Source organism: Bremerella sp. P1 (assembly GCF_028748185.1).
Classification (GTDB): Bacteria; Planctomycetota; Planctomycetia; order Pirellulales; family Pirellulaceae; genus Bremerella.
On the sequence record NZ_CP118164.1, the window covers coordinates 1,338,968 to 1,363,337 of the forward strand.

General features: G+C 54.8%; 23 protein-coding genes. 11 read left to right on the forward strand and 12 right to left on the reverse strand.

What is annotated here, in order from left to right; translation table 11 throughout:
• Positions 1–22: 22 nt before the first annotated feature.
• The 3 genes from PSR63_RS05645 to PSR63_RS05655 all read right to left on the reverse strand — a co-directional run bounded on the left by PSR63_RS05645 (position 23) and on the right by PSR63_RS05655 (position 2,011).
• A complete protein-coding gene (locus tag PSR63_RS05645) occupies positions 23–535 on the reverse strand; it encodes an RrF2 family transcriptional regulator (protein ID WP_274331478.1) in 513 nt (170 codons plus the stop codon).
• A 530-nt stretch (positions 536–1,065) separates the two neighbouring features.
• Complete coding sequence (gene lspA, locus PSR63_RS05650; RefSeq protein ID WP_274331480.1) at positions 1,066–1,635, reverse strand: signal peptidase II; 570 nt, start codon at positions 1,633–1,635, stop codon at positions 1,066–1,068.
• Positions 1,601–2,011: a TraR/DksA family transcriptional regulator gene (locus PSR63_RS05655; protein WP_274331482.1), complete on the reverse strand. Its 411-nt coding sequence runs from the start codon at positions 2,009–2,011 to the stop codon at positions 1,601–1,603. The genes lspA and PSR63_RS05655 overlap by 35 nt, the downstream gene beginning before the upstream one ends.
• 370 nt (positions 2,012–2,381) lie before the next feature.
• Here PSR63_RS05655 and thrC point away from each other — a divergent pair, with 370 nt between their 5' ends.
• The 4 genes from thrC to PSR63_RS05675 all read left to right on the forward strand — a co-directional run bounded on the left by thrC (position 2,382) and on the right by PSR63_RS05675 (position 6,363).
• Positions 2,382–3,782, forward strand: a complete 1,401-nt coding sequence (gene thrC / locus PSR63_RS05660; protein WP_274331484.1) for a threonine synthase — start codon at positions 2,382–2,384, stop codon at positions 3,780–3,782.
• Positions 3,783–3,917: 135 nt separating this feature from the next.
• Entirely contained in the window at positions 3,918–4,712 is a 795-nt protein-coding gene (gene dapB / locus PSR63_RS05665; RefSeq protein ID WP_274331486.1) for a 4-hydroxy-tetrahydrodipicolinate reductase, read from the forward strand.
• Between the two features lie 74 nt (positions 4,713–4,786).
• Positions 4,787–5,437 (forward strand): hypothetical protein, encoded by a 651-nt coding sequence (locus tag PSR63_RS05670; RefSeq protein ID WP_274331488.1) that lies wholly within the window; start codon positions 4,787–4,789, stop codon positions 5,435–5,437.
• Positions 5,438–5,607: 170 nt separating this feature from the next.
• Positions 5,608–6,363, forward strand: a complete 756-nt coding sequence (locus PSR63_RS05675; protein ID WP_274331490.1) for a 3-keto-disaccharide hydrolase — start codon at positions 5,608–5,610, stop codon at positions 6,361–6,363.
• Positions 6,364–6,462: 99 nt separating this feature from the next.
• Here PSR63_RS05675 and PSR63_RS05680 read toward each other — a convergent pair whose 3' ends face one another.
• The 3 genes from PSR63_RS05680 to PSR63_RS05690 all read right to left on the reverse strand — a co-directional run bounded on the left by PSR63_RS05680 (position 6,463) and on the right by PSR63_RS05690 (position 9,599).
• Positions 6,463–7,935, reverse strand: coding sequence for a sulfatase family protein (locus PSR63_RS05680; RefSeq protein ID WP_274331491.1), 1,473 nt, complete (start codon positions 7,933–7,935; stop codon positions 6,463–6,465).
• A gap of 174 nt (positions 7,936–8,109) precedes the next feature.
• The gene (locus PSR63_RS05685; RefSeq protein ID WP_274331492.1) at positions 8,110–8,502 is read right to left on the reverse strand and encodes a hypothetical protein; all 393 of its coding nucleotides are present in this window, start codon (positions 8,500–8,502) and stop codon (positions 8,110–8,112) included.
• A gap of 140 nt (positions 8,503–8,642) precedes the next feature.
• Positions 8,643–9,599, reverse strand: coding sequence for a DUF1559 domain-containing protein (locus PSR63_RS05690; RefSeq protein ID WP_274331493.1), 957 nt, complete (start codon positions 9,597–9,599; stop codon positions 8,643–8,645).
• Positions 9,600–10,050: 451 nt separating this feature from the next.
• On the opposite strand from PSR63_RS05690, the gene PSR63_RS05695 reads away from it, so the two are divergent.
• From PSR63_RS05695 to PSR63_RS05710, 4 genes are all read left to right on the forward strand, one after another.
• A complete protein-coding gene (locus PSR63_RS05695; protein WP_274331495.1) occupies positions 10,051–11,430 on the forward strand; it encodes a sulfatase in 1,380 nt (459 codons plus the stop codon).
• Positions 11,431–11,691: 261 nt separating this feature from the next.
• Positions 11,692–13,002: a methyl-accepting chemotaxis protein gene (locus tag PSR63_RS05700; RefSeq protein ID WP_274331496.1), complete on the forward strand. Its 1,311-nt coding sequence runs from the start codon at positions 11,692–11,694 to the stop codon at positions 13,000–13,002.
• 108 nt (positions 13,003–13,110) lie between these two features.
• Complete coding sequence (locus PSR63_RS05705) at positions 13,111–13,434, forward strand: hypothetical protein (protein ID WP_274331498.1); 324 nt, start codon at positions 13,111–13,113, stop codon at positions 13,432–13,434.
• A gap of 8 nt (positions 13,435–13,442) precedes the next feature.
• On the forward strand, positions 13,443–13,802 hold the full coding sequence (locus tag PSR63_RS05710; RefSeq protein ID WP_274331500.1) for a hypothetical protein: 360 nt from the start codon (positions 13,443–13,445) through the stop codon (positions 13,800–13,802).
• Here the strand turns inward: PSR63_RS05710 and PSR63_RS05715 are convergent, their stop codons facing one another.
• From PSR63_RS05715 to PSR63_RS05740, 6 genes are all read right to left on the reverse strand, one after another.
• Positions 13,803–14,765: an ROK family protein gene (locus PSR63_RS05715; protein ID WP_274331502.1), complete on the reverse strand. Its 963-nt coding sequence runs from the start codon at positions 14,763–14,765 to the stop codon at positions 13,803–13,805.
• Positions 14,762–15,370 carry an SIS domain-containing protein gene (locus tag PSR63_RS05720; RefSeq protein WP_274331504.1) on the reverse strand — a complete coding sequence of 203 codons (609 nt, stop codon included), beginning with the start codon at positions 15,368–15,370 and terminating at the stop codon, positions 14,762–14,764. The genes PSR63_RS05715 and PSR63_RS05720 overlap by 4 nt, the downstream gene beginning before the upstream one ends.
• Positions 15,370–16,701 carry an MFS transporter gene (locus PSR63_RS05725; RefSeq protein ID WP_274331506.1) on the reverse strand — a complete coding sequence of 444 codons (1,332 nt, stop codon included), beginning with the start codon at positions 16,699–16,701 and terminating at the stop codon, positions 15,370–15,372. Before PSR63_RS05725 ends, PSR63_RS05720 begins: the two co-directional genes overlap by 1 nt.
• A gap of 119 nt (positions 16,702–16,820) precedes the next feature.
• Entirely contained in the window at positions 16,821–17,597 is a 777-nt protein-coding gene (locus tag PSR63_RS05730; RefSeq protein WP_274331508.1) for a class I SAM-dependent methyltransferase, read from the reverse strand.
• A gap of 156 nt (positions 17,598–17,753) precedes the next feature.
• Positions 17,754–19,088: a phosphomethylpyrimidine synthase ThiC gene (thiC, locus tag PSR63_RS05735; protein ID WP_338000665.1), complete on the reverse strand. Its 1,335-nt coding sequence runs from the start codon at positions 19,086–19,088 to the stop codon at positions 17,754–17,756.
• Between the two features lie 174 nt (positions 19,089–19,262).
• Positions 19,263–20,612: a cytochrome c gene (locus PSR63_RS05740; RefSeq protein WP_274331510.1), complete on the reverse strand. Its 1,350-nt coding sequence runs from the start codon at positions 20,610–20,612 to the stop codon at positions 19,263–19,265.
• Between the two features lie 200 nt (positions 20,613–20,812).
• Between PSR63_RS05740 and PSR63_RS05745 the strand changes: the two genes are divergently transcribed.
• From PSR63_RS05745 to PSR63_RS05755, 3 genes are all read left to right on the forward strand, one after another.
• The gene (locus PSR63_RS05745) at positions 20,813–22,066 is read left to right on the forward strand and encodes an NAD(P)/FAD-dependent oxidoreductase (RefSeq protein WP_274331512.1); all 1,254 of its coding nucleotides are present in this window, start codon (positions 20,813–20,815) and stop codon (positions 22,064–22,066) included.
• Positions 22,067–22,147: 81 nt separating this feature from the next.
• On the forward strand, positions 22,148–23,221 hold the full coding sequence (locus PSR63_RS05750; protein ID WP_274331513.1) for a leucine-rich repeat domain-containing protein: 1,074 nt from the start codon (positions 22,148–22,150) through the stop codon (positions 23,219–23,221).
• A 318-nt stretch (positions 23,222–23,539) separates the two neighbouring features.
• A complete protein-coding gene (locus tag PSR63_RS05755; RefSeq protein WP_274331515.1) occupies positions 23,540–24,367 on the forward strand; it encodes a CBS domain-containing protein in 828 nt (275 codons plus the stop codon).
• Positions 24,368–24,370 lie beyond the last annotated feature (3 nt).

Genomic DNA, 24,370 nt, shown 5'->3' on the forward strand with positions numbered 1-24,370 from the left:
CCTGGACCGCTCACACGCAATATCAAGCCGAATGGACACGTGTCGCCGCTTCAGGCACGGCTCCGCTCAATGCTCGCGTATGACTCGGCGTGAGCGACGCTTCAGCATCGGATGAATCTTCATCCGCTGCTTCGGAAGCTGGTGCCTGAATCAGCTGCGAGATCTTGATCGATTCCAACTGCTTGCGTGCAGTCGCGGTGACCTCTTGAAGAGCCTTTTGCAGGTTTTGCTGCGTGAAGTCCTCTGGGTCAGCCGGAAGCGGCAACTTCGAGTCCAACGGGCCTTCAATCGCCTCGATGACATCGAGGAGTGAGATCTCGTCAGGGGATCGAATCAACATGTATCCCCCATCGACACCACGTGTGCTACGCAGCACTCCGTGATTCACCAAACTGCGGAGGACCTGAAGCAAAAAGCGTTCTGGCATGTCCCCTTTGGATGCAATTTGACTGCATGGAACTGGTGTGTCTGAATCGGACACGGCTAACTGCATGGTCGCCTGTAAAGCATAGGCGACAGTTCGCGAAAGTTTCATTCCACTGCCCTCTTGAAAGATGGAACGACTTTAGTTCGGACGCATCGTGAATTATCGCTTCGATCGAAGCTGGCCGAAGTTCACCTTGTGCGTCATTAATTTCCCCGATAACCAACGAACTAACGCGACGCGACGTGCTCTGAGATCTCCTTCCCCACTAGCAGCTCAGATAAATGGATGAAAACGATGAAGCTTGTGCAACTGGCAGAGGCGAATAAGCCCCAAACACAAAAATTCATCAGTTCGTCAATGTTATTGCTTACACCCCACATGCGGTAAAAATCGAAGATACACCCAAATCATAGGGGTTTCAATAGAAAAGGCAGATTAAAGGAGTAATTTCAATAGAATTCCTGGCGACTCCCCCAAGCAACTGCTATTCATGCCCCCCTGGGATCGCGTTAAGGGACGTCACATCAACATTGCTGCACTTTTTCGACATCGCTCGCTGAGCGGAGTCTCAGCAGGACGCATAGGAATCGGCAGTTTTCGCTAAGTAAACAGAAGAAAGCGTGCGTCTTACGTGGTAATTAAGCAGGATCACTAGTCGCTTCATCGTCTTTGGATGCAGTACTAGCGAAAACGGAGTGCCATAGCATTAAGATTGCGCCACAGACCAACAGGGCATCCGCGATATTGAAGTTTGGCCAAACGTATTGTTCGTTGTAACGAAACAGAATGAAGTCACGCACCGCCGGCTGGCCCCAGATGCCCAGGCGGTCGTAGAGATTTCCGAAGATACCGCCGGTGATTAATCCCAGGGCTGTCGTCAGGATCGCGTCATGGGCAGCTTTGGCAATGAAAAGCCAATAGAGAATCCCCAGAGCAGCAACGACCGAGAAAACGGCAAATACCGAGGTATACCCTTGTCCCAGCCCAAACAGTGCCCCTTCATTGAGTGATGTTTGAAACCCGACATAGGGTTCGATGAACCAGTAGTAGCGGTTCTGCCCTGGCATGCCCAACCAAGCAAAGACAGCCGACTTGCTCCACAAGTCGATGCCGCATCCCAAAACGGCCAACGTAAAGAAAAGTACGTAACGGCTAACGGGAACAGCACCCTGGCTATCCGCGGCTTTCTTTGTCTCGCTCGCTGGCACAGTCGATACAGTAGTGGGTGAAGGGGATGGCATTGAGTCGCGACTTTTTAATGCGTTGTCCACACTCGACGCAAGCACCATACTCGCCTGATTCAATTCTGGCCAGGGCAGAATCGATCTCCGCCAAGGTCACCTGCTCCGCCGCCAAAAGATTTAACGAGAACTCCTGCTCGTAATTGTCCGACCCAATATCTGCCATGTGAATCGGCATTTTCGAGAGATCGCCGGCAGCATCACTTCGGGTGCGTTTCAGAGCGGAATCGGCAAGATAATTCGTGTCGCCGACCATGCGGGCGCGCAATAGCTTTAGCTTCTCGTGATAAGGTTCAGCCTCACTCCTGGAGTAGGCTCCTTTGCTACTGCGTGTACTTCCCATGATTCGCCTCGCTTTAATGGGCCCATCGTCGCCAAAATTGCCTAGGCAATGGGCAGAATCTCTAGTTTACGGGTTCCATTCCAAAATGGTCAAACTTAATCCCCTGAATTTATGGGTTTCACGCTCACTTTGAGTGGCATGCTAACGCTGGCAGTCGTGATTTGACAGACATTTTGGCAGTAGCGAATGCCTGATTGATTGCTTTGCGAAGTTTTCCACGCGAACCGTTCTTTTCTAATGACACTCCCCTCCGGTAGAATCGCTACCGTGTTCTAAACTCAAGGGAGCACAAACAATTCGGGCAAACTGCGGCGCGGCGACGCGTCTCCCGTGACCACCTAAAACCCTTTGACAACAAGCAATTCAAAGCGTGACCACGACTCCTGCTGCCTTTCAGCGCTGCATCTCGCCCGAGTGCGGCCAGACGTACGATTTATCCCAAGTTCTCGTTGCCTGTCCTGAGTGCGGCGATTTACTCGATATCGCCTACGATTGGGATCGTTGCGCTCCCCCACAAACGTGGAAAGATATCGAAGCGAACTGGGCCAAGCGAATCAATCCGCTTAACTTCAGCGGCGTCTGGCGTTTTCGTTCACTCTTCCCTTACGCCGCCGACGAGCAGATCGTCACCCTCGGCGAAGGTCAAACGCTGCTGCAACAGACCGACCACGTCGGCAAATTCGTCGGGCTCGATCCTGGCAAGCTGCATCTGCAGTACGAAGGGATGAACCCCAGCGGTAGCTTCAAAGACAACGGCATGACCGCCGCGTTCACGCATGCTCGGATGGTCGGTGCCAAGCGTGCTGCCTGTGCTTCGACCGGTAACACCAGCGCATCGCTGGCCATGTACTGTAGCGTGACCCGCTTGATGAAGGCCGTCATCTTCATCGGTAGTGGAAAGATCTCGTACGGCAAGCTTTCCCAGGCACTCGACTATGGTGCGCTGACGCTGCAAATTGCTGGCGACTTCGACGACGCAATGGCCCGCGTAAAGGAAGTCAGCAAAGACATGGGCATCTACCTGGTCAACAGCGTGAACCCCTTCCGTCTGGAAGGTCAGAAGTCGGTCATGTTCCGCGTGCTGGAAGCTCTGCAATGGGAACCGCCAGATTGGATCGTCGTCCCCGGTGGTAACCTCGGCAACAGCAGCGCGTTTGGCAAAGCCTTTGCTGAACTAAAAGAGCTGGGACTGATCAGCCGCATCCCACGCTTGGCCGTCATTAACGCCAGCGGAGCCGATACGCTCGATCAACTGTATAACAATCACGACGTTCGCTGGAACGAGGGCCACTACCCACGCGAGATTATCGGCGACTATTACAAGAAGATGGACGAAGAACAGCGTAAAGCTTCGACGCTGGCTAGTGCTATCGAGATCAATCGCCCGGTCAACTTGCACAAATGCCTGCGGGCACTCAACGATTGCGACGGTGTCGTGCGTCAAGTTTCTGATCAAGAGATCATGGACGCTAAGAGCCAGGTCGGTGCAGGTGGCATGGGCTGCGAACCAGCCAGTGCCGCGAGTGTTGCCGGCGCGAAGATCCTCCGTGAACAAGGGATCATCGCCCCCAGCGACCGCGTCGTCTGCATCCTGACCGGTCACTTGCTGAAAGACCCCACCGCCACGGTCGCTTATCACACGACCGACCAGGAGAATTTCAACAAAGTTCTCGGCAGCCGTGGCGTCAAACGAGCCACGTTCGCCAACCGAGCTGTCGCCGTGAAGAACGACATGGACGACATCGTTCAGGCCATTCAGCTTTACGGCTAAGCCAACAGAACGACAAAGGTGCCATGCCCACGTCTGAGTGGGCATGTGTTCGATAGAGTTCCTCGATCATGCTCACACTAACGAGAGCATGACGCATTTCTACCGCTAATCGACAACCAAGCGAAAGTTATCATCATGGCCACACGAATCGCCATCAACGGAGCCGCAGGTCGCATGGGGCAACGCCTGGTCGCCTTGGGGCATGCAGACAAGGACCTCGATATCGTGGCCTGCTTCGAGTACAGCGGCCATGCGAAGTTCGGCCAAGATGCCGGTGTTGTCGCCGGTATTGGCGAGCTCGATGTTGTCCTGGCAGAGGAAACATCGGCTGAGTACGAAGCGATCATCGACTTCTCGGTTCCGGCAGGTGCTCATGCCGCCGTCGAGCGAGCTGTCAACGCGAAGGCTGCGCTCGTGATGGCAACCACCGGATTGGAAGAAGAGCACCAAGCCAAGATTCGAGAAGCGGCTAATGTAATCCCGGTCGTCTGGGCACCCAGCATGAGCACGACGGTCAACCTGACCATGAAGCTGTGCGAAATCGCCGCGGAAGCCTTGAAAGATATCCCAGGCGGAGCCGATGTCGAAGTCCTCGAGCGTCATCATCGCTTCAAGGAAGACAGCCCCAGCGGTACGGCTCTGCGTTTCGGGGAACTGATCGCCAACAAGATGGGCATCACCAACCACGTTCATGGTCGCGAAGGTCGTCCTGGTGCCCGTCCGCATGATGAAATCGCCTACCACGCGATCCGCACCGGCGACAACCCAGGCGAACATACGATCATCTTCGGCCTGCTTGGTGAAACCATCGAAATGACCGTCCGAGCCAGCAACCGCGACTGCTACGCCACTGGTGCCCTGCAAGCTGCCAAATTTGCTGCCGGAAAGAAGCCAGGGCTGTACAACATGAATGACGTCTTGGGCCTGTAATCGCCGGGGCAAATCAATTGGCATAGACGTTGCAGTGTTCTTCTCTTGAACAAAGAAACAAGAGGAGAACAATCATGACCAAGCCCACATCAAAAGCGATCGCGAAGACAATTCTCAATACGCACGGCGAAACATATGCCCATCAGGCAGGCATTCGCTTGCGTGATGCTCCGGCACCATTGTTTCAGCTACTCTGTGAATCGCTACTGCTGAGTTCTCGGATTGAAGCCGATCAGGCTGTCCAGGCGACAACGGCACTTAAGCAGGCCGATCTCACCACGCCTCGTAAAATGGTCGAAGCATCGTGGCAGAAGCGAGTCGACGTGATCGCCAAACATGGCCACCGGCGTTTCGATAGCCGAGGCTCAAAGCAACTGGGACAGACGGCCGATCTCGTGCTTAAACGTTATTATGGCGACCTCCGCCAACTACGCGCTGAAGCTCATCATGATGTGGCCCAAGAGAGACGACTGCTCGAGCAATTCAAAGGGGTCGGATCGACCGGGGCTGAGATCTTCCTACGCGAAGTCCAAGGCCTCTGGGGTGAACTCTACCCATTCGCCGATGCGAAAGTGACCAGTGCGGCCAAGAAGCTCGAACTACCCAGCGATCCCCAGCGACTTGCACGACTCGTGCCTCGTAGCGACTTTCCGCGACTGGTCACAGGGATCCTTCGCATCGACCTGACAAAACAGCATGGCGAAGTCTTAGCCCAGGCTGTCTAGCACAAATGGCACGCTGGGCTTGTCAGAAAAAAAGCCCAGCTTGCCCCTCGTTTTAATAATTCGCCCCCAAAGGAAAGGGGACCATTTCCCCTTCCTTTCGTCTATACTTGTGCTCCTACCTCATCCACAAACCCTCACCCAATCCCCCTACCGTTATCTGGGAGCACACCATGAAACGTCTCTTTCACCGCGCTGCATTTTTGAGCCTGGCCTTGGCCGGAGCCCTGTTTGTTGTCTCAGCTCACGCTGCCAAACCCAAGCCGCCAGAAGGCTTCAAAGCCTTGTTCAATGGCAAAGATCTTAAGGGTTGGCATGGCTTGAACCCTCACCAGTCGGCTAAGCTGACCGGCGAACAGAAAGAAGAGAACCACAAGAAGCAGCGTGCTGAATTCGCGGATCACTGGTCGGTCGAAAATGGGGAACTGGTCAACGATGGTCACGGCCCCTACGCCACCACCGACAAAGACTACGGCGACATCGAACTTCTGATCGACTACAAGACCGTGCCGAAGGCGGATAGCGGCATCTACCTGCGAGGCACGCCTCAGGTGCAAATCTGGGACGTCACGACGCCTTACAATCCCAAGCAGCCCCACATTAAACGCCATCTAGGCTCGGGTAGCTTGTGGAACAACGCCGTCGATGCCCCGGGACGCGATCCATTGGTGCTGGCCGATCGCCCGTTTGGCGAGTGGAACGAAGTACGCATTCGTCAAATCGAAGACGTTACCTGGGTTTGGTTGAACGATAAGTTGGTCGTTGACGGCGCCGTGATGGAAAACTACTGGGATCGCAGCAAGCCACTGCCGGCCACTGGCCCAATCATGCTGCAAACGCATGGTGGCGAGATTCGTTGGCGAAACATCTTCATCCGCGAGATTGGTCCCGAAGAAGGGAAAAAGATCCTCGCTGAAGCGAAGAAGTAAGCCTCGCTTCGCTTGATCCAATTCTAAGATTTGACCATTCATTGCCCCGCATCTGCCGGGGCAATGTTGTTTCGAAGATAACCTTGGGCACAGGCGGCGTTATTTCACCCAGCCAGCCTCACGCACGCCGGTCCCTTCGACACCAGTCAGCGAGTCACCCAGATCCTTACGCACCGGCTCGGCCAGCTTCGAAAGGCGTTCGACCACATCGGGATGTTGGCTGGCCAGATTCTTGGTTTCGCCGGGGTCGCTATCCAGGTCGAACAGGCTCAGTTCGATATGTTCGACACGGCCACCATGTCGGCTGGCAATCCCCTCAATACCACTTTGAGTGATCGACTGGGCAGGGTTCTTACCCCAGTTCGATGGTTTCCCACCTTTGCCAGGCTCACCGGCCACGGTGATATAAGGATGGGGGAAATGCAGCTTCCACTTCCCACTGCGAACGGCCTGAAGACCGGTGCCGCCGAAGAAGAAGTAGGCATCGTGCGGCGTCTTGCCATCTTGGGTGAACAGTACATCCGCGATGTTAAGTCCGTCGATCTTTTTTGTGGGCATCTTGCCGCCGGCAACTTTGGTCAAAGTGGGCAGCAAATCGATCGACATGACAGGCTCGTCACATACGCGATCGGCAGGAATATGCCCTGGCCATCGCATGATGCATGGCACACGAACGCCTCCTTCAAAGGTGGTTAGCTTGCCTTCGCGGAATGGGCCTGCGTCGCCGGCGTGTTCGCCGTAGCTGGGCCATGGTCCGTTGTCGCTGAAGAAGATGACAATTGTATTGTCCGCTAGTTTCAAGCGATCGAGAGTTCGCATTAGTTCGCCGACCGACCAATCGAGTTCTTCGATCACGTCGCCATACAAGCCATGTTCGGTCTTCCCTTTAAACTGCTCGGAGGCAAAGATCGGCACGTGCGGCATGATTTGCGGAAGGTACAAAAAGAAAGGTCGATCCTTGTTGCGTTCGATGAAGGATACCGCCTTTTCGGTGATTCGCTTGGTGAACTGGCTTTGATCGGGATCAAGTTCGACGACCGTTTCACCCTCGTACAAGGGATACGGAGGCATCTCGGCGGCCAATACGGGATGGTACTTGGTGTTGTCGTTGGAATACGGAGTGCCAAACCACTCGTCGAACCCGTTTCGCGTCGGCCAGAACTCCATCACCGTCCCCAGGTGCCACTTCCCCATACCGGCCGTCGCATAGCCCAAGTCTTTGAACATCTCGGGAAGCAGGTATTCGTCAGGGTGAATCCCATTCTTACTGGTGTGGTTGAGAGCCCCCTGCAGACTCACACGATTCGGGTAGCAGCCACTCATGAAAGCCGCACGACTAGCTGTACAAACAGGCTGGGCCACATAGAAGCTTGTAAATCGAGTCCCCTGCCCCGCCAGCTTATCGAGGTTCGGCGTACTAAACCCTTTCGCTCCCTGGCTGCTCATGTCACCGTATCCCATGTCGTCGGTTACGATCATGAGGACGTTGGGCAACTTATCCAAGGTGCCTTGGGCGACAGCGTCCGCGGCAAAGAGCAATAGAAAAGAGAAAACTAGGCAGGCAGGTTTCATGATGGAATCTCTTGGGAATAGTTCCAGGGGCAAAGAGGCCTCCCATTGTGAAATCCCGAACGCAGTGCGTCAACAAAAAAGCGGGTCGAGAAGTCTCCCACGATGCTGCCTGCTCGTGGTTAAACTCTCGAACCCGCTTGCTTAGGTTCCATCGGTCGCCGTAGCGACAGAAGTCTAGCGACGTCCGCCTGTTTGCAGAGTCATTCGCCGTTTCTCGTCAGCCGTGAGGCCGTTTCGGGGCTGCAGTTCATCCCCTTCCAGAGTCACATCCAAAGTCGGATTAGAAGCAGCGATATCCATCTCGAGCGTCGACTCCGAATTGAACTTGGGTGGAACAAACTGGAACATGATTGGCTGTGCTTCCGGAATTCGATCGGAAGGTGGAGTTTCGCCAATCTTCTTCTCGGCGGTAATTTTCACCAAACGTTTGCCAGGCGTCGTCTGCAGTTTGAACTTACCGTCGACGATTTCGGCACTGGCAAAATGACCTTCGCCAACCGGCTGCAGTTCGATATAGCCTTTCTGGATTGGTTGCCCGTTCCAGGTGGCTGTACCATCGACCGTCATTTTGCCATCTCCGTTGCACCCAACGAGTGCAACGAGGACCAATAAAGCTGAGCACATCAGGCTGCGAGATGAGGTGATCGCCATGATGTCATATCTCCAGTTCGATAAGGACGTTGTTGGGAACGAAGTGCCAGGGCCGATTAGTATTCGGCCAGGACTTCACCGCCACTGCGAGTACCCAATCCACGCCACACCGTCAGGTTGACCGTTTCAGCGACGAAGCGAACCGAACCATCGGTCAGGGCCACGTTCACGCCACCTGGATGCCAGCTACGTGGAGCAACGACGTTGGCACCCCAGTCCCAGTCGGCATGCTGGGTACACTTCTGTCCCAACGCACCACCCAGGTTCAAGTGGCAGCGATTGGTACGATCATTCGCATCAGCATTTGGGGTCAGGAAGGTCGTGAAGCCGGCCCCCATGGCCACTTGCGTACGACCCATGCTGCTCCAGTAGTCTTCTTCTGAAGGGGTGATGATTTCCGAGAACAACAGCGTGTTGGAAAGACCGTCGGTACAATCACGCAGTCCGGCTGCCTTCTCAGGAATGAACATACCGGCCTTACCAGCGTAGCCGTCGACCACGTTCCAAGGCGTACCCGAGTTGAAATTCGAGTCGCCATAACAAACGACGTAGTTATGCAACGCGCTCTGCCAGTCGTCGACACCTTGTTCCTGAATCTTGGAGTCGTCGGAAGGACAAAGCATCGCATCGAGAAGTTGCATCCGAGCGTAGCTGCGAACCGAAGCACCACCATTGATTTTTTCGTTTAGGTTCAGCTCTTCGTACATCGCGTTTTCTTCGATGAACGGCAGGATGTAACAGTACCACGAGTAGGAATCGCGTCCCCAAGCGGCATTGTTGTAGCTACCCGCTGGAAGCTTACCGTAGGTATCGTGATGATTGTGCATCGCCAAAGCGAGCTGCTTTTGTTGGTTGGTGCACTGCATGCGGCGAGCGGCTTCGCGAGCCTGTTGAACGGCAGGCAACAACAAAGCAATCAAAACGCCTATGATGGCGATCACCACCAGAAGTTCGACCAGAGTAAAACCACGCCGAGGAAGACGTCCCAACGAATTGCAAGAGGCTTTGCACATGACTAACAACCTTTGAAAAAAGAGGAGGCAGATTGGCGGCTAAGTTATGAGGCGCTTAGCACGTGTTTTATTAGGACTCGTAATAAGCCCTGAGCGAGAAATGTAAAAAAGGAAAACGCGCCGAAAAGACGGCAAATCGATCAGCGGCGAGAAAGTCGAGATAAAACATAGACAAGGAGGCTGACCTGTCCTTTATCTTCGCTTACCGCGCCAAGCGATTTCTTTAGAATAGCACCGGTAACGAGATCTCCCAATGAAACATTATTCATACATGCCTCACTAATTTACATGTACAATTACAGGGTGTTTTGTTGCAAAAGCTCCGATGGTCGCTAAGCAATTTGCCACGATTCTTTCCAGAAAAGTTGCAAAGTTTTGCCTCTCATGGGAAGAATGAGAGGTAAATCACCACTCACCGTATCGCTCGCCCCCTTAACGGAATTTCCCCCTCATGTATCGTTCGCTTGTCCCCCTCCTGTTGTCACTCTTGTTTATCACGGCACTCCAGGCAGCTGACCGTCCCAACGTGCTGTTCATCGCGGTAGACGACCTTCGTCCCGAGTTGGGCTGTTACGGCAAGCCGCACATCCATTCGCCTAATATTGATCGCTTAGCGTCGCAGGGAACGGTCTTCGAACGTGCTTACTGCATGGTTCCAACTTGCGGAGCCTCGCGTGCTGCGCTGATGACGAGCATTCGGCCTGCCCCTAAACGATTCGTGACGCATCTCGCCTCGGCCGAGAAAGAAGTACCGAACATCACCACGCTGAATACTCACTTCAAGAATGCAGGCTACACGACGATCTCCAACGGAAAGATCTTTCATCACCCCAGCGACAATGCAAAAGGATGGACGGAAGAACCGTGGCGACCAAAGGCACCGGCATATAAATTGCCCGAGAGCATTGCTGCATCGAAGACAACTCCCAAGGGTCGCGGCCCTGCCTACGAATCGGCCAACGTGAAAGATGATTTCTATGCCGATGGAAAGCTGGCCAACAAGGCAGTCAACGACCTGCAAAGACTGAAGGAAAAGAACGAACCGTTCTTTCTGGCAGTCGGCTTCTTCAAACCTCACCTCCCATTTGTGGCTCCGAAGAAGTACTGGGATCTTTACGACCCGGATACGATCTCACTACCAGAAACTTATCACCGTCCGAAGAATGCTCCAGATGCCGCTATTCACAACTCTGGCGAACTCCGCGCATACGCTGGCATTCCGAAAAAGGGTCCCGTCAGTGACGAAACGGCGCTGAACATGATTCGCGGATACTACGCATGCGTCAGCTACACCGATGCTAACATCGGCAAGCTACTAGATGAACTCGATCGTCTGGAACTAGCAGACAACACGATCGTGGTCCTTTGGGGCGATCACGGCTGGAACCTGGGCGAGCACACTCTCTGGTGTAAGCATTCCTGTTTTGAAACGTCGATGCACGCTCCGTTGATCGTAAAGGTCCCAGGCAAGTACGCCGGACAGAAGACCGCTGCATTGACTGAATTCGTGGACATCTATCCTTCGTTGTGCCAGTTGTGCGGACTCGAAACTCCGCAGCATTGCCAAGGCGAAAGCTTCGTGCCGCTGTTGGAAGATCCGACCGCTGCCGGCAAACCATTTGCCATCGGCCGTTTCGGAGCTGGTGATACGATTCGCACCGACAAGTTTCGCTACACGGAATACTCATCGAAGCAACAAGACGTGCACGCCAAGATGCTGTACGACCATGAAGCAGATCCTCAAGAGGACACCAATATTGTTGGTCGTCCCAAGCTTACCGGTGCGGTCGAAGGGTTGTCTCAGCAACTCAATGCCAACAAAGGCAAATAGTCTCTACGCGGTAAACGCTCAGAAATCAAGATATGCCCGCTTGTAACGATTGTGCGGGCATAGAACGTGGCTCGTCTGCGCCATGCCGCAATCGCCTTCAAAGCCAGCGAAAAGATCCTCAATTCAAATCTATCTTTCCCCGTCACCGGAAGACATTCCGAAGGGATAGACATCCAACAACGATTTGAATGTGGGCAGAAACTAATGTTTGGACTTATTTCCACCCAGTTTGCGAACTGGTTCCGTGGTACGAAATCATCTTTGCGCGCCGTTGATGCGGAAACGACCACCAACGAAGTCTCAGCACTTGAGACAGCGATTGACCGTTCGATGCTGGTCATCGAATTCAACTTGGATGAAACCGTTCGCACGGCCAATGACCGATTCTTAAGCACGTTCGGTTTCACGCGTGAAGAACTAGCAGGCAAGCATCACCGGGAGCTGGTCGATCCCCACGAAGCAGCAAGCGACGCCTACCGTGCTTTCTGGACCAAGCTAAACGCAGGGGAATACGTAGCTGGCCGGTTCCTCCGGTTCAACAAGAGCGGCCAACCCGTTTTGCTGGAAGCTAGGTACAACCCCATCTTTGACAAAAACGGCAAGCCATCGAAGGTCGTCAAAATCGCCATCGACATCACGAGCCGCCTAGAGGAGCAGCAAGAGCAAACTCGCCTGAAGAACATGATCGAGAACCTTCCGCTGAACATCATGTTCGCGGATCGAGACCTGATCATTCGCTATGTGAACCCTGCTTCGCGCGAGACGTTCAAGAAGATTGCACACCTGCTCCCGGTTCCTATCGAGGAAGTTATTGGCTCGCCGCTGGGCATCTTCCACGCAAACCCACAGCACCAGGAACAAATCCTGAACGACCCGGCCAACCTGCCGATGAAGGCCCAGTTTCACCTCGGGTCGGAAGTCATCCAGCTGAACGTCAGTGCCATCTACGACAACGCTGGCAACTACACCGGCCCGATGGCATGCTGGAGCATTGAAACCGAGCGGCACGAGATTCGAGGCCAAGTCAACAACCTGGCAAACGTGGGTAACTCGGTTGCCGGTAGCGTGAACGAGATGGCGGCCGCCATGGATGAGATCAGCAGCCGCATCGTACGTAATGCCGAATTGGCGGAAGATACCAATCACCAGGTCTCCGACGCTGGCTCATGGATTCATCAGTTATCGGAAAGCAGCCAAGAGATTGGCGGTATCGTGAACACGATCCAGGACCTTGCCGAGCAGACCAATCTGCTGGCCCTTAACGCCACCATCGAATCGGCCAGAGCCGGAGAAGCCGGACGTGGATTCGCCGTGGTTGCCAACGAAGTAAAATCGCTGGCCAACAGCACATCGGAAGCGACGAAGAACATCGGCGAGCGAATCCGTATCATTCGCGATAATATTCAGCGCGTGGTTGATACCAATAAGAACATCACCACCAGCGTGGCCGAAGTTAATCAGAACAGCAATGCGGTCGCTGCCGCCGTCGAAGAGCAGAGCGCCATCGTGCAGGGCATGAAGCAGACTTCCGATCACCTGGTCGAACTGGCCGACGAACTCAAAAAGCTTTAAGGCGTACGCCTGAGTTCGCAACCTCGTAAAAACAGGCAAGGCTTGGTATCTTAACGGTTAAGAGTTCCTCTTAACCGTTAAGCCATTTCTTGCCCCTCGAGATCGCCCTTGAAATACTTCTACTTCGACAGTGTCACGCAAGAAGGCATCGAATCGAATGCGACGATCGATGGCCAGGAAGCCGACATCCTGAACAAGTGGCAAACTCTCTCGCCGCAGCACGGCTCTTTCCTGGGCGTCTACTGCGAGGATGGCCAGATCATCCAGTTCATGTGGGAAGAGAATTACCTTCAACTCGACATTCCTGATGCCGACCGCGGCGGCTCGATGCAAAAACCGGTGACCCCCGACGAAGCGAGTGATTTGCTCGTCCAAGCGATTCGCGGTGCCTGCCCGAGCGATATTCCTGGCCTCGAATTTTTTCAGTGGTAAGGGAAGCGATGGCCAAATGCGACGAAGGTTATCTTTGCGACGTCTGTGGACAACCGGTCGAACGTCTCTTTGAAAGTGACCTGTACCTGCGATTTGTGATCGGGATGCTCGATCCTGAGGTCCTGCACACCACACCTGAGCGGCATACTAAGTGCAATCCGGCACTGGCGCAGTTTATCGTGCACGAAAAATTTACACCGGTTGAGTGTCCCGGCGACTTTGATAAGCGAAATCTCGATCCTGATTTCGTCCGTCAACGTGAAGAACTGGTCAGCCGCGGCTACGATCGCCTCCGTGAATTGGCCCGCTTGGACCTGCCGATCGTCGACTACCCACTGCCCGAGTTTCGCGGGAAGTTCGCGAAGTAGCTACTTTTCTAATGACTGCCTGGCCAGCAGAAGCGCCCCTTGCACAACGACGGCCTCCCCCAATTCGGCCCGGACGATTTCGTAGCTATTGGCCAGGGGCGGAAAGACATACGTCGCGACGTTTTCTTTCAGCGGCTTCAGGAAAAGTTCTTCTGGCATCAGGGATACGCCGCCGCCGATGATGACAACCTCTGGTGCCATCAGGGTAATCATCTGACCGATGGCCCAACCCAGCGTTTCGACCGCATCGTTCAAGACCGCACGGGCAATGCTGTTTCCCCGAGCCGCGGCCTCGGCAATGTTTTGCGTGGTAAGCATCTCGATATTGCCATCGCAGCAGTTCATTAGTTCCCAGTAGTCGTCCCCTTGATCCTCTGAAGTGATGCTTTTCAGAATGTGACGAACTTCCGTCATGATGCCAAAGCCGGACGATTCCGCTTCGACTGTGTTCGCCGCTTCCGAGTGCAGCACGCCGGGACGCAGGTGACCAATCTCAGCAAACGCCGGCCTGCTGGTCCCCATGAGCTTTCCATCGATGACATACCCGCCACCGATTCCACTCCCCACGGTCACGTAGAACGAGCTTTGCTTCCCCTTGCCTGCACCGAGGGTCGCCTCGGCGAGTGCTGCCGTATCACAATCATTGCGGATTACGGTCGGAACACCAAACTGATCACGGCACCAGTGAGCCAGCGGGAATTGATCCCAACCTTCGACCTGGTGGCTTCTGGTGATGATCCCGGTCTTCGCGTCCAAGGGGCCGCCAAACCCGATACCCATCGCGTCGACGTCATGCTGAGATTGAAGCGAACGGATCATCGCTTCTAACTGGTGACGAATCCCTTCGGCGCCCTTGGCCGGTACGATCGTTTCACGAAGCGAACATACCGCTTCCAGCGAATCCGCAGCGGCCAAGGTCACTTGTAATTTGGTTCCGCCAATTTCGACGCCAACGACGTTCATTTTGCGTAGCGGCCTTCATCGTTGATGCGGGCAAAGACGTCATTCAGCACCCAGTGAAAAATGGCCAGGTGAATGCTTTCGACCATGCCCATGTCATCCAACGGAACGTGGAAGCTATGGTGCGCCAGATCACGGAGTTGACCGCCGCCGTAGCCCGTCAGGCCCAAGGTCTTGAGCCCATGTCGATTGGCCCAGTCGACTGCCTTCAAGACATTGTCGCTGTTACCGCTGCCGCTGATCGCCAGCACGACATCCCCTTCCTGTCCATAGTTCATCACCTGCTGCAGGAAGATCTGGTCGTAACCGATGTCGTTACCCACGGCCATGATCCAGCCGGCGTTGTCGGTCAAACTGAGAACCTTCAGGCGACGTAGCGATTCGTCTCCCAGGTCTTTCTCACGAAGAGAGCTCTTGCCGAAGTCTTCGGCCATGTGACTGGCGTTACAGCCGCTGCCGCCGTTTCCGAAAATGTAAACGAACTTGCCGTTTTCGTAGGCCTCGTAGACCAGGTCGGCCCACTTCTTGATCTGCGCCTGATCCAGCTTGTCGAGTTCGGCCTTGAAGCGATCGATATAGGCCGCGATGTCGAGAGATGCTCCGAGCATTACTGAGTATCCTTATCCGATTCGAGCGATTCCGAGTGGGGGTGATAAAACAACGCCACCGGAAGCATGATGATGAGGGTGAATCCAAACAAATAACAGCGTGCCAGTCCTCCCCAGATCAGAACCTGATCGAAGACTGAATACAAGAACCCTGAAAGGAAGATCGCCAGCCAATTGGCTCGAGACATCTCGGCAATGACTTGGCCCTTCTGATCTTCCGGGGCTTTGGCTTGCAAGTAAACCTGAATTGGGACGGAAAACATCCCTGTAAAAATACCCAACAGAACCAGCACCGGCAGGCTTCCCCATAAACCGAGCATGTGACCGTGGTGTCCGCCTGGCGTTGCCATCAGGGCCAAGCACAACAGAATGCCCCAAGCACCGATCTGCACCAGGCGAAACTCGATCTTTCCGCTTGAGAGAACACCGGCAAGCATACATCCCAGTCCAATGCCGAGCCCAATAGCCCCTCCGAGCCAACTGGTTTCGGTATCGCTCAATTGGAGTTGCACCTTACCCAGCGAGTTGACGGCCTGCTGTACGATTCCCGCACACAACCAGAACATGCACGAGGCCAACAACGCCTTCAAGATCGCGTGATCCTGCATGAACAGTTCTCGCGTCTTCTTCGGGATGCCCACGGCCTGCATCGTGAACTTGGCATCCGGCGTAGCTCGGCTTGTACGGCGAATGGGAATCGTCGTCAGGGTCCCTACGATAGCCACCAATACGCACACCAGCGAAGCAATCCAGAGATTGCCTGGTAATGAGTCACGAAGAATGCCGGCCAGCACGGTTCCAAAGATGATCGCCAGGAAGGTCGTCATCAGGAACACGCCGTTCACTTTCGGCAGATCACGCCCGTGGAATAACTCCGGTAGAATCCCATACTTGGCGGGGGCGAATAGCGTGCTTTGAAAGCCCATGAATGCCAGCACTAGCAGCAGCCCAGCCATGCCCAACTGGTCGTACCAATAGAAAGCCGCAACGCCCAGGGCCATCGCGACGATCTCGAGCACCTTCGAGATGCGGATGATCGATGTCTTGCTGTACTTATCGGATAAGAAACCGGTCGGACCTGCGAACAGAACAAATGGCGCGGCGAAGACTACCATGGCGAGCCCTTGGTAATCGGTCCCACTACTGCCGTTCAGGGCTTGGTTCACGGCAACCAAAAGTAGTAGTTGCTTGAAGATATTGTCATTGAACGCACCAAAAAACTGGGTGGAGGTCGTCGCCCAGAAGGACGGATCCCCAGCGAGACGATCCGGGATCGTATCGGCAACTGCACCACCGGCAGGCGATTCATAGGGATTTGAAGGCGCGTCCATGGGAGCATTATCAACACTATCGGAAAATCGTCCTAGGCGAGTGCGTATAGAAAACGCGGTGAAATGGGAGCACCTGGGTTAAATTTCTCGAAGTTTTTCCGTGAGATCGAGCTATCAGATTACTTGGTAAGCAAGGTAATTCCGCCCGCCTCGATCGAATTATCGATCAATCGTCGGATATGTCGCTTGGCTCGCATGCGATGCAAAGTATCGCCCAGGCCGCTCTGAATTCTTTCCAGCCAACCTCGCATACCCGTCAAACGACGTGCTCTATGCAGTCTCAGGCTTTCGACGACTTCGTTGGCAAATGGGAAGTATTGAGCCGACGAAAAACCAATTTCCGTTGCTAGTTCCATGAGGTGGTACGCAGGCATATCCTTTTCCGTAACGCCATACCTCTCGACCGCTTGCATCGATAGTTCTGCCGCCGCGTGCCCCTTGCCCGGCTCATGCGTCACCAGAACGCCTCCTGGCTTAAGAGCACGAAAGACAGCCTTCAGGGCAAGACGCTCATGCTCTGCATGGTGGAGTGAATCGTAGAAGCATGCGGCATCGAATTCTTCATCGAAGTCGAGTGACTCGTAGTCACTAACGAAAAAGCTGACCGAGTCGGCGCGAAAGCGTTCTTTGTTCGCTATGGCAGCCTGAATCATGTTCGGAGCAATATCTTGCCCAACCACGTCGTACCCCATCATGGCAAAAAAGCACGACGTCCATCCGGTACCGCAGCCCAAATCCAGTAGCCGCGCCGGCGGATCAGGCAACAGATTTCGCATCATGCCGATATCGCACAGATGCCGCCCTTTGTAATCGACTGAAAAAGGCTTGTTCGCGAGACGAGTTTTTCCCTTTTCGTCCAAATCTCGCAAGTAGGTCAGTTCCCCAGATTTTCCCATTGAGACACCCACTCCGTGATCGCTTCTTGCGAGAAAACGTTATGACTTACCCAGCCTGCGAGCCGTAATAAAAAACGCGGCCCATAAACATGGACCGCGTTAAATATCCGCCAGATTCTTTACTGCCAAGGCTCTGCCGAGACAGAAAGGAAATCGTTAGTCTTTGTTGGTTTGCAAGGCGATCAGCTCGTCCTGCGAGGCCATCGCACGGATTTCCTCGGTGATCTTCATGCTGCAATACTTGGGACCGCACATGCTGCAGAAGTGGGCACTCTTGAACGTATCTTGCGGCAAAGTTTGATCGTGGTAGGCCTGGGCCGTTTCAGGATCGAGCGAAAGGCGGAACTGTTCATTCCAATCGAACTCGAAGCGGGCCTTGCTCAATGCATCGTCTCGATCGCGAGCACCGGGGCGATGACGTGCGACGTCGGCTGCGTGGGCAGCGATCTTGTAAGCGATCACGCCTTGCTTGACGTCGTCGGCTTCGGGAAGTCCCAGGTGTTCCTTGGGAGTCACGTAGCACAACATGGCCGCACCATGCCAGCCGGCCAATGCCGCGCCGATCGCACTGGTGATGTGGTCGTAGCCTGGAGCGATGTCGGTGACCAGCGGACCAAGCACATAGAACGGAGCACCATCGCAGACTTCCTGCTGACGCTTCATGTTCATTTCGATCTGGTCCATTGGCACGTGACCGGGACCTTCGACCATGACCTGCGTACCGTTGGCACGGCCTCGCTTGGTCAGTTCGCCCAAGACGTCGAGTTCCGAGAACTGGGCGTCGTCCGAAGCATCGGCAAGCGAACCAGGACGCAGGCTATCGCCCAGACTCCAGGTCACGTCGTACTGACGCATGATGTCGCAGAGATCATCAAAGCTGGTGTACAGCGGATTCTGCTTGCGATGGGCCATCATCCACTTGGCGATCAGCGAACCGCCACGGCTGACAATGCCGGTCACGCGGTTGGTCGTCAGGTGCAGATGTTCCAGCAGAATACCGCAGTGGATGGTCATGTAGTCGACCCCCTGCTTGGCCTGATGCTCGACCATATCCAGGAAGTGCTGCGGGGTCATGTCTTCGATGTTGCCGCCCAGGTTCTCCAGCATCTGGTACATCGGAACCGTACCGATCGGGACCGGGCTCTTTTCGATGATCTGGGCGCGGATCTCGTCGATGTTCTTTCCCGTGGAAAGATCCATCACCGTATCAGCCCCGTGATGAACAGCGACGTGCAACTTATCGAGTTCCCCGGCCAGATCGCTTGTCACGGCACTGTTGCCGATGTTAGCGTTGATCTTGCACTTGGCGGCCAAGCCGATGCCCATCGGCTCGAGACCACCTTGAAGGTGAACTTGGTTCGCTGGGATCACCATGCGACCGGAAGCGACTTCGTCCCGCACCAACTCAGGAGAGAGATTCTCCCGCTTGGCCACATACTCCATTTCCGGGGTGATCGTCCCCTCTTTCGCTGCAAGCAGTTGCGTCGACATGAAATTCAGAATCCTCGTTCAGGCCGCCGGCCTGTTTCGCGTGACGCGGTTTTAAGTCGTAACCGCTGATTTTTGAAGGCTTTCGCTGAGAGATTCATGGTATCGAGTCCCCCTAGCGTGTCAATCTGGCAGAGGGGCCAACCTGGGGGCAAGTACCCTGTTTTCGCCCGAAAATCATAGGGTTTTCAGATACTCAAGGAGGTCCTCTTTTTCCCGCTCACTCAGCACATTGGGGAAGTCGTGCCCTGCCGCACTTTTACCGAACCGGGACGTATCAAAGACTTCGCGTCGATCAATCGAAGAAAGTCCGCGAGGGACTTCATCGAGTACTTCGACCGAAATGCCCATGTGCTGGTGATCGTATTCGAGGTTCTTCCACCGCCAAACTTGGGGTCGCTTGTCTGGGTGTAGTAAATGCCACAGCGTGGGAACCGATCCGTTATGCAGATAAGGAGCCGTGGCCCACAAGCCATCCAGCGGCGGAGCGACATAGCCCTCGGGATCGGCGATTAAGCCCTCTTGCTCCCCATAGGTATTGAACCAGCTCTTACCGTACCCTTCGCGATGCTCTGGCGTGAGTGAGTCGAGACGGGCTCGGTCGGTCTTCACCACATCAATCGGCACCATGCGTTCTGGGTACTCAGCCTTTTCGCCGTAGGTGCCATGACATTCACTGCAATGATTATGAAACACCAATCGCCCTTGGTCCGCCTTGGCTTGATCGATAGACCCAGAGTACTTCGGGGCTTCAAGCGAACTTAGAAAAGCGTATACATCGCGGAAGTCGTCTTCACGATCTCGAAAGGCCTGGGCCTTGTTTTCCTTGACGAGCGTGAATTGAAGCAGCCCTCGATGTCCTTTGGGTGCAAAGCCATCAAGATAGATGTTTTCCTTCTTGGCAAAGTGCCACCATGGCGGAGGCTCCATATCGTGATGCAACATCTTAGGAAAGCTGGCCCCAGGCACGATATTCAGATCAGCATCTCGCAGCGACAGCAAGGCCACCCCGAAGTTCACCGCATTTGTCGTTCCCTTGTTATTCCCCATCGGAAACACGAGCGAACTGTAGTCGGTCGGCACTAACTTTTTGCCAAGCAGCGCCTTGGTCAGGCGGATCTCGTCGGTGATTCCGGCGAAGTCGAAACGGTTGTTAGGCAGGCCCGGAATCGTCTTGCTGTCGACTTGTCCTCCATGGCACGAAAAGCAGTTGAGCGTCCAATTTCCTTTTTTATCGACCACATACTGGAGTGGCTTGGTTGGGTCCTCCGGCCGCCCCGTCAGCCCATACCGCTCAAACGCCATCTGCCGCCGCACGTCCGCGTCGGCACTTTCTGCCTTTTCGCGAAGGGCTTTCGGCCAGACCTTCCAGACGTTGTCAAAGGTCTCCTGATCGAAGTAGGGAGGCAAATAGGTCGTATTGATCAGATGATCATATCCGGCCTGCGGATCGGGCACGCGGTCCTCAGCGTGCACGATGCACGGCAAAAAAATCGCGATCAGAACAGCGAAAAATCGCTCCATCATGAAATCTCAGCAGGGATCAAACTAGCAGGACCATACCCGTTGTTTGCACAACATATTACCGGGAACCGCAGACCTTGTAGCTGGGCAACGGTGTCTCTGATTATAGAAAGCCAAGCGATGAATCGGCCAGTTTACCAGCCAGCCCCTTGCCATTCCTCTTCCCGACAACCACATTACATGGCTCAAAGGGGATCGCTGAATTGAGTGAAACGAAGACGTCATTCCGAGCCGATGTGGCCATTGTTGGTGGTGGTGCGGCCGGACTGTTTGCTGCTATTTGGGCTGCTAGAACCAATCCTAATCGCCGAATCGTCATTCTAGACGGGGCGAAAAGGATTGGAGCCAAGATACTCATTGCTGGGGGAGGCCGCTGCAATGTGACCAACGAGAAGGTCACCCCAAGCGACTTTTCCGGGAGCTCGCCGAACGCGATCAAAAAGATCCTCGGTCGATTCACCCAGCCCCAAACGATCGAGTTCTTTGCCGAATTAGGCGTCAAGTTGAAACGGGAACCAACCGGCAAGCTGTTTCCCACGACGGACAAAGCTCGAACGGTCCTCGATGCGATGCTGGCCGAGATCGAACGCCTGGGGGTTAAGATTTTCTTGAATCACCGCGTCGAAAACATTCGTCCCCCCTCCGAAGTCGACAAGCGATCCGAATTCGAGATTACCGGTCCCTGGGGACACTTAGTCGCCCCGAAGGTAATCCTGGCAACCGGTGGCAAAAGCGTTCCGCAAACCGGCAGCGATGGACACGGTCTGGAAATCGTACGCCGCGTGGGGCATGAGTTGACGCCCAAGATTTTCCCTGCCCTGGTTCCTTTGCAACTGGCCGATGGCGATCCGCTGAAGCAGCTTTCCGGTATCTCGCTGCCGGCCATGCTTCAGCTAACCGAGACCAGCGGAAAACGAATCGAAACAATTCAAGGCGATCTGCTGCTCACCCACAAAGGCTTATCGGGACCGGCCGTGCTGGACATGAGCCGTCACTGGATCGCCGCTTGCGACGAGCGACAGGTATGTCTGAGCGTCCGTTGGCTGCCCGAGATCAACGAGGAAGCCTTACAGGCCGATCTCCAGTCGCTCGGACGGCGTTCCATCCGTGGCTATCTACGCGAGCTTCTGCCTGACCGGCTCGTCGATCATCTACTAAGCTTTGCCGAGATTCCGCCCGAGCAAACAGGCGTTGATCTGGCAAAGACGCAGCGCAAGAGCCTCGTAACAGCCGTCTGTAACTACCCGCTTGAGGTCACGGGAACGCTGGGCTTCAAGGTCGCTGAAGTCACCGCCGGGGGCGTGCCGTTGTCGCAGATCGAACTCAAGACAATGCAATCCCGCATCGTGCCTGGACTGCACATGTGCGGTGAGATCTGCGATGTCGACGGACGCATTGGCGGGTTCAATTTTCAATGGGCCTGGTCGAGCGGCTACGTCGCTGGTGTTTCTGTCTGAAATCCCAGTGCCGCGAAAACGGGAAACGCGATAGAATAGGGGCTGCCCCGCGCGATTTGCTTCTGCAGAGGACCCTCGATCATGCGTCTATCCCCCCTTCTCCTACTTTGTACCTTGGTGATTGGCTGCACCTCAGGCAGTACGTCATCGCCTTCCCAGCCCACGGCCCAAGGCCCCACGCAAGACGAACGTGCCGCCGAGGCGATGCTCGTTAATGCCGGGGCACGCATCGATAAGGACGCCAGCGGCGCGGTTGTTCTCGTCGACTTCTCGGGGAAACCGATCGACGAGAACCTCATGAAGCGTATCGGCACACTACCCAAACTGCAAAAGCTGCTTCTGCGAGGCTGCCCTGTCGATAACGCGATGCTGAAAGAGGTTGGCTCACCGAAGGACCTACAAGTGCTCGACCTGCGAGAAACACAGGTCACCGGCACCGCCCTGGAACAGATCTGCCAATGCACCCAGCTGAAGAATCTGCAGTTTCGTGGCAACCCGATCACTGATGCCGATCTCAAGCACGTCGGGCGACTCACGGAACTGAAAGTCTTGGGGTTGGATGAAACGGCCGTTGAAGGAGCAACCCTTGAGAGCCTGGCCGGACTGAAACAGCTGGAAGAACTGTACTTGTTCGGAGCCCCGTTCAAGGAAGCGAACCTGGCCAAGCTGGCCCCATTTACAAAACTGAAACGCATTCGCTTGCGAGGTACGAAGATTGACGGGAGTAGCTTCGAGGCACTCGCCGAGCTCACCGCACTGGAAGATCTCGACGTCAGTGAAACCAATTTCAGCGATGCGGCCGTCGCGCATCTGCTTGAGCACAACGGCCTGAAGAAACTCAATCTCTGGGCAACCAAGATCACCGACCAGTCGTTGCCCAACGTGGCCCAGCTGACCTCGCTCGAGTGGCTTAACCTCGACCGAAACTCGATCGGAGATGCGCAGATCGAAGAGCTGACCAAGCTTCCCAACGTCACCTGGTTGCATCTCGGCTCCACCGCGTTGACGAACGATGGTCTGCAGAAGCTTGCGCCCATGACGCAACTCAAAACGCTGATCGTCACCCGTACAGGCGTTACCGGTGAAGGAGCTGCCCAGCTGGCTACAAAACTGCCAGAAACTGAAATCCAGCACGTTTACATGCCGGAAAACTAGACCAATCAAAGCCATGGCGGGCCACACCTTTTGAGGGAATTCAACCTTCGCTATTCCCTGTGACCGATAGAACCGTTACCAGCGGTCTCTTTCTCTTCCGCACGCCGCTTTTGGGCTGCTTTGACGTCACTAGTCATTCCCTCCACAAGCACATTTCGATGCTATAGTTTCACCGACCGGCAAGAGGTGAAGCGCAAGTGGAAGTTGCGCAGGGCAGCCCGTCGGTTCTAATCGCTAGTAATCACGACTATCGAGTCGCTTGGAGAAGACCGCTCGGTCTCCCTCTCGACCGGAAACTTGAGAAGACGCCAGGGAAGTATGACCGCTATCGAAACGATCTCGAAGCAATTACAGGGGAACGTCAAAGACGTGATGTCGATCAAGGTCCATACTGCGACCGTAGGCACGCACGTCAATATTGTCGCTGACCTGATGGCTCGTTATTCGTTACGACGCGTGGTGGTCGTCGATAATACCAAGCAAGTCTTGGGCGTCGTTTCCCAACGCGATATCGTTCGTGCGCTGATGAGCGCCATGAAGCCGGAGGGTCAGGAAGTCACCCACAAGCGTGTGGAACAACTGATCAGCATCGAGAAGCCAATCACGGTCGGCCCCGACATTCCACTAGCCCGCGCCGCTTACGTGCTCGCCACCAACAAAATTGGCTGTCTGCCGGTGGTTGATGAACACAATACGCTGGTCGGCGTGCTTTCGATTTCCGACATCATTCAGTACTTGGCCGAAGATAACGTCGAAGGCATGGAAACAGCCTTCCAGATGTATTCGCCGCGGAATGATGCCAAGACCCGCAGTCCCGCTTACGTTCGAAAGATGAATGGCGACCTCGTCATTCCGCTGAAGAACATCGAGAACAAGCGAGCCCGGATGGATTACGCCGTGCTCGGCTACGATCCACCGACCGGGCGAATCTTGATCAAGTTCGTCCGTGCGACCGCCGATGAAGCGATCGCCACGAAAGTTCAAGACGACAACCTGATCATTCCCGCCAAAGGCTTCGTTCGTCACTTCAGCTTGATTGGCAAGGTCGCCGCCTTCGACGTGACCGACCACAACCAGAGCAAGTTCCTCGTGCTTTCGCCGAAGAACTCAGGCTCAGGCAACGTCAACGCAGTTGGCACAACCTAACGG

What these genes read in the sequence shown, in the direction of transcription:
- PSR63_RS05720 (WP_274331504.1), bottom strand. Translation starts at nt 15,370, where the DNA reads ATGCTCGGAGCATCTCTCGACATCGCGGCCTATATCGATCGCTTCAAG.
- PSR63_RS05750 (WP_274331513.1), top strand. Translation starts at nt 22,148, where the DNA reads ATGCGTCTATCCCCCCTTCTCCTACTTTGTACCTTGGTGATTGGCTGC.
- PSR63_RS05685 (WP_274331492.1), bottom strand. Translation starts at nt 8,502, where the DNA reads ATGACGGTCGATGGTACAGCCACCTGGAACGGGCAACCAATCCAGAAA.
- PSR63_RS05730 (WP_274331508.1), bottom strand. Translation starts at nt 17,597, where the DNA reads ATGGGAAAATCTGGGGAACTGACCTACTTGCGAGATTTGGACGAAAAG.
- PSR63_RS05725 (WP_274331506.1), bottom strand. Translation starts at nt 16,701, where the DNA reads ATGGACGCGCCTTCAAATCCCTATGAATCGCCTGCCGGTGGTGCAGTT.
- PSR63_RS05755 (WP_274331515.1), top strand. Translation starts at nt 23,540, where the DNA reads ATGACCGCTATCGAAACGATCTCGAAGCAATTACAGGGGAACGTCAAA.
- PSR63_RS05690 (WP_274331493.1), bottom strand. Translation starts at nt 9,599, where the DNA reads ATGTGCAAAGCCTCTTGCAATTCGTTGGGACGTCTTCCTCGGCGTGGT.
- PSR63_RS05710 (WP_274331500.1), top strand. Translation starts at nt 13,443, where the DNA reads ATGGCCAAATGCGACGAAGGTTATCTTTGCGACGTCTGTGGACAACCG.
- PSR63_RS05655 (WP_274331482.1), bottom strand. Translation starts at nt 2,011, where the DNA reads ATGGGAAGTACACGCAGTAGCAAAGGAGCCTACTCCAGGAGTGAGGCT.
- PSR63_RS05680 (WP_274331491.1), bottom strand. Translation starts at nt 7,935, where the DNA reads ATGAAACCTGCCTGCCTAGTTTTCTCTTTTCTATTGCTCTTTGCCGCG.
- PSR63_RS05740 (WP_274331510.1), bottom strand. Translation starts at nt 20,612, where the DNA reads ATGATGGAGCGATTTTTCGCTGTTCTGATCGCGATTTTTTTGCCGTGC.
- PSR63_RS05645 (WP_274331478.1), bottom strand. Translation starts at nt 535, where the DNA reads ATGAAACTTTCGCGAACTGTCGCCTATGCTTTACAGGCGACCATGCAG.
- PSR63_RS05695 (WP_274331495.1), top strand. Translation starts at nt 10,051, where the DNA reads ATGTATCGTTCGCTTGTCCCCCTCCTGTTGTCACTCTTGTTTATCACG.
- PSR63_RS05670 (WP_274331488.1), top strand. Translation starts at nt 4,787, where the DNA reads ATGACCAAGCCCACATCAAAAGCGATCGCGAAGACAATTCTCAATACG.
- PSR63_RS05715 (WP_274331502.1), bottom strand. Translation starts at nt 14,765, where the DNA reads ATGAACGTCGTTGGCGTCGAAATTGGCGGAACCAAATTACAAGTGACC.
- dapB (WP_274331486.1), top strand. Translation starts at nt 3,918, where the DNA reads ATGGCCACACGAATCGCCATCAACGGAGCCGCAGGTCGCATGGGGCAA.
- PSR63_RS05675 (WP_274331490.1), top strand. Translation starts at nt 5,608, where the DNA reads ATGAAACGTCTCTTTCACCGCGCTGCATTTTTGAGCCTGGCCTTGGCC.
- thiC (WP_338000665.1), bottom strand. Translation starts at nt 19,088, where the DNA reads ATGTCGACGCAACTGCTTGCAGCGAAAGAGGGGACGATCACCCCGGAA.